This window comes from Plasticicumulans sp., assembly GCF_035331805.1.
Classification (GTDB): domain Bacteria; phylum Pseudomonadota; class Gammaproteobacteria; order Competibacterales; family Competibacteraceae; genus Plasticicumulans.
The window spans coordinates 1-3,637 of the sequence record NZ_DAOLKE010000343.1 but is presented as its reverse complement, the minus strand read 5'-3'; the positions used below and the strand labels follow the sequence as shown (position 1 = coordinate 3,637).

4 protein-coding genes and 1 tRNA gene are annotated in these 3,637 nt (G+C 70.4%); 2 read left to right on the top strand and 3 right to left on the bottom strand.

Annotated elements, in window-relative coordinates; translation table 11 throughout:
• Nucleotides 1-144: 144 nt before the first annotated feature.
• The 3 genes from PKE44_RS16500 to mutY form a co-directional block, all read right to left on the bottom strand.
• A tRNA-Phe gene (locus PKE44_RS16500) sits at nucleotides 145-220 on the bottom strand.
• 86 nt (nucleotides 221-306) lie between these two features.
• Nucleotides 307-579 (bottom strand): oxidative damage protection protein, encoded by a 273-nt coding sequence (locus PKE44_RS16495; RefSeq protein WP_324553386.1) that lies wholly within the window; start codon nucleotides 577-579, stop codon nucleotides 307-309.
• Nucleotides 576-1,667 (bottom strand): A/G-specific adenine glycosylase, encoded by a 1,092-nt coding sequence (gene mutY, locus PKE44_RS16490; RefSeq protein ID WP_324553384.1) that lies wholly within the window; start codon nucleotides 1,665-1,667, stop codon nucleotides 576-578. The genes PKE44_RS16495 and mutY overlap by 4 nt, the downstream gene beginning before the upstream one ends.
• Before the next feature lie 42 nt (nucleotides 1,668-1,709).
• Here mutY and PKE44_RS16485 point away from each other — a divergent pair, with 42 nt between their 5' ends.
• A complete protein-coding gene (locus PKE44_RS16485) occupies nucleotides 1,710-2,540 on the top strand; it encodes an SDR family oxidoreductase (RefSeq protein WP_324553381.1) in 831 nt (276 codons plus the stop codon).
• Between the two features lie 94 nt (nucleotides 2,541-2,634).
• Nucleotides 2,635-3,637: D-alanyl-D-alanine carboxypeptidase family protein (locus PKE44_RS16480; protein ID WP_324553378.1), on the top strand; the 1,003-nt coding region annotated here is incomplete at its 3' end.

The window sequence follows — 3,637 nt, the reverse complement described above, 5'->3', positions numbered from 1 at the left end:
GTGCCGGCAATGGCCGGCTTTCGGCCCTGCATTCGCGATCCCGTAATTCATTACGCGATCCGGACGACCGGACCCGACGGGAATTGCGTGAAATGCAATGCAAAAAAGAAAGCCCGGTTCAGGACCGGGCTTTCTGGAATGAAGTGGTGGCCAGGGACGGAATCGAACCGCCGACACGGTGATTTTCAGTCACCTGCTCTACCAACTGAGCTACCTAGCCACATTCGCGATTGAGGCATCGCGTCGAGGCGCGCATTAAAACCGCATGACCGCTGTGCGTCAAGCCCCGTGCCGGAGTTTCTTTGCTCAGGACTTCGGCGGCACGTAGCCTTGCGGCGCGGTCGAACCGGTGCCGAAGAAGTACTTCTCCATCTCCTCCTCCAGGAACTTGCGCGCCTTCGGCTCGATCGGCGTCAGCCGGTACTCGTTGATCAGCATGGTCTGGTGGCGCAGCCACTGCTGCCATGCCGTCTTGGAAACCTGCTCGAAGATGCGCTTGCCCAGGGCGCCGGGATAGGGCTGGCGGTCGAGCCCTTCGGCCTCCTGACCGAGCTTCACGCAATGCACCATGCGGCTCATCGTCGGATTTCCTCCGGATCGGGGTCGGAACGTAGCGACGCGAGCAGGCGGCTGACCGGGGTCGCCAGCCCCAGGGCGTCGGGGAGGCGCGGGTTATACCAGAGCCACCCCCCGTCATCCATGAGCCGCCCGGCACAGCCGGCGAGTTGCAGGCGCTCGGCCTCGATATCGAGGTGAAAGTGCGTGAACGTATGGCGGAAACCGGCCAGCCGCCCGCGTCGCTCGACCCGCAGCCCCAGCCGCGTGCAGCACCAGTCAGGCACATCCGCCTCGACCGGACATTCCGGCAACGACCAGAGTCCGCCCCAGATGCCGGCCGGCGGGCGGCGTTCGAGCAGCACGCGCGCGCCGTCATCCTCGATCAGCAGCATGCGCGTGCGCCGCACCGGCAGGCTGCGGACCGGTCGCGGCGCGGGCAGTTCCCGCTGGCGTCCGCTGCGCCGTGCGCTGCAGTCCGCAGCCACCGGGCAGCGCGTGCAGGCCGCTCGCGTGCGCGTGCAGAGCGTGGCGCCGAGATCCATCATCGCCTGGTTGTAGGTGCCGGTGCGCTCGCGCGGCGCCAGCGCCTCGGCCAGCGTCCACAGCCGGGCCAGCACGGCCGGTGCGCCCGGCCAGCCCTCGATGCCGGCATGCCGGGCGAGCACACGCCTGACGTTGCCATCGAGGATCGCGAGCGGCTGGCCGTGCGCGAGCGACAGGATCGCGGCAGCGGTGGAACGGCCGATGCCGGGCAGGCCGGCGACCTCGGCCGGCGTCTGCGGGAATGCGCCGGCATGCCTGGCCATCAGCTGCTGCGCGGCCCGGTGCAGGTTGCGGGCGCGGGCGTAGTAGCCGAGGCCGGACCAGAGATGCAGCACCTCATCGAGCGGCGCGGCCGCGAGCGCGGCCACGTCCGGGAAGCGCTGCAGGAAGCGCTCGTAATACGGGATGACGGTGGCGACCCGGGTCTGCTGGAGCATGATCTCCGAGATCCACACGCGGTAGGCCGTGGGCTCGCGCTGCCACGGCAGGTCGTGACGACCGTGCCGGGCGTGCCAGTCGAGCACGCGGGCGGCAAAGGCTTCGACGACGGGAGATCGATCGGTCATGGGCAGGAGAATGCGGCAACGGGATGGGCGGAGGATATGGTCATGGCGCGGATTCTGATCGCCGGCTGCGGCGATGTCGGCACCCGGCTCGGACTGCAGCTGGCCGCCGACGGACATGCGGTGTGGGGGCTGCGCCGCGATCCGGCAAGCCTGCCGGCACCGATCCGGCCGCTGGCGGCCGATCTGGCCAGCGGCAGCGGTCTCGACGCGCTGCCGGACGGGCTCGATCACGTCGTCTGCACGATCGCGGCCGGCGGCGGCGGCGAGGCCGCCTACCGGCAGGCCTACGTCGAGGCCCCGCTTCGGCTGTTCGATGCGCTGGAGCGGCGCGGCGCGCGCATCGAGCGCGTGCTGTTCACTTCGAGCACTTCCGTCTATGGCCAGGACGATGGTTCGGAGGTCGACGAAACCGCGCCGGCCGAACCGGCCAGCCCGACGGCGGCACTGCTGCGCCGTGGCGAGCAGGTGTTCCTCGACGGACCGTATCCGGCCATCGTGCTGCGGCTGGCCGGGCTGTACGGGCCGGGCCGCACCTGGCTGATCGATCAGCTGCGCACCGGCCGCGCCCGCTGCACGCCCGGGGTCTGGAGCAACCGCATCCACGTCCTCGATGCCGCGCGCGCCTGTGCGCACCTGTTGTTCCTGCGCGAACCGCAGCCCCTGTACAACGGCGCCGATGACCACCCTGCCCCGCTGTGCGAGGTGCTCGACTGGCTGGCGGGGCGTCTCGGGCTACCGGCACCGGCACGGGGCACGGCTGCCGATGCGATGCTGCGCGGCAACAAGCGCGTATCGAACCTCCGCTTGCGCCGCAGCGGCTTCCAGCTGCGCCATCCCGGCTATCGCGACGGCTATGTCGATATGCTTGAATAACCGTCTTCATCGTCGTTTTCCGTTTGACCGCATGGATCGGCCAGCCCGCGCGCCCGGCGATCCGTCGCCGTTCACTCCCCGAGGTAAGCCCTCCATGCCCCTTCCGGCCCTGCTGCGCCGCGTATCCGGCCCTCTGTCCTGCTGCTGGATGCTGTTCGTCTGCTGCCTCGGCGTGCTGCCGGCCCGGGCGGCCGATGAGCCGCGGCTGAGCGCCCGTTCCGCCATCCTGCTCGATGCCGGCACCGGCGAGATCCTCTATGAACGCGATCCGCACGCCGCGCTGCCGCCGGCGAGCACGACCAAGGTGCTGACCGCGCTGATCGCGCTCGAACGTCTGGACCCGGCCGCCAGGCTGCCGGTCTCGCCGCTGGCAGCCCTCGCCGCCCCGAGCCGCGTCGGCCTGCACCCCGGCGACCGCGTCAGCGCCGAGGACGCGCTGTACGGCCTGCTGCTGAAATCCGGCAACGATGCCGCCGAGGTGCTCGCCGAGGCGGTCGGCGGTTCGGTGCCGGGCTTCGCGCAGCTGATGAACGCCCGTGCCCGCCAGCTCGGCGCGCTGAACAGCCACTTCGAAAACCCCCACGGCCTGCCGAACGACGAGCACGTCAGCAGCGCCTACGACCTCGCCGTGATCTTCCGCTATGCGATGCTGAACCCGGCATTCACGAAGATCGTGCAGACCCCGAACATCTGGCTGCACGTCGAGCGCGCGGCCGCGCGCGGTCAGGCCGTGCCGGTGATGGTCGCCACGCACAACCGCCTGCTCGGCAGCTACGAAGGCGCCGCCGGCGGCAAGACCGGCTTCACGAACAAGGCCCGCCGCTGCTACGTCGGCGAGGTCGAACGCGGCGACAAGCGTTTGATCGTCGCCGTGCTCGGCTCGAATGCGCTGTGGGAGGACGTGCGCAACCTGTTCGATTACGGCTTCGCCCGCTACGGACTGGCGACGCCACCGCGCGCGACCCCGGCCGTGCTGATCACGCAGGCCCGGCCGAACCGCGGCCAGCGCGTGACGATGATCGTCCCGCCGCGCAGCCCGGCGAAGCCCGCCGTCCGCCCGGGCGTGGCCGGCAAGCCGCCGGCAAGGCCCGCCGCCC

What these genes read in the sequence shown, in the direction of transcription:
- PKE44_RS16495 (WP_324553386.1), bottom strand. Translation starts at nt 579, where the DNA reads ATGAGCCGCATGGTGCATTGCGTGAAGCTCGGTCAGGAGGCCGAAGGG.
- mutY (WP_324553384.1), bottom strand. Translation starts at nt 1,667, where the DNA reads ATGACCGATCGATCTCCCGTCGTCGAAGCCTTTGCCGCCCGCGTGCTC.
- PKE44_RS16485 (WP_324553381.1), top strand. Translation starts at nt 1,710, where the DNA reads ATGGCGCGGATTCTGATCGCCGGCTGCGGCGATGTCGGCACCCGGCTC.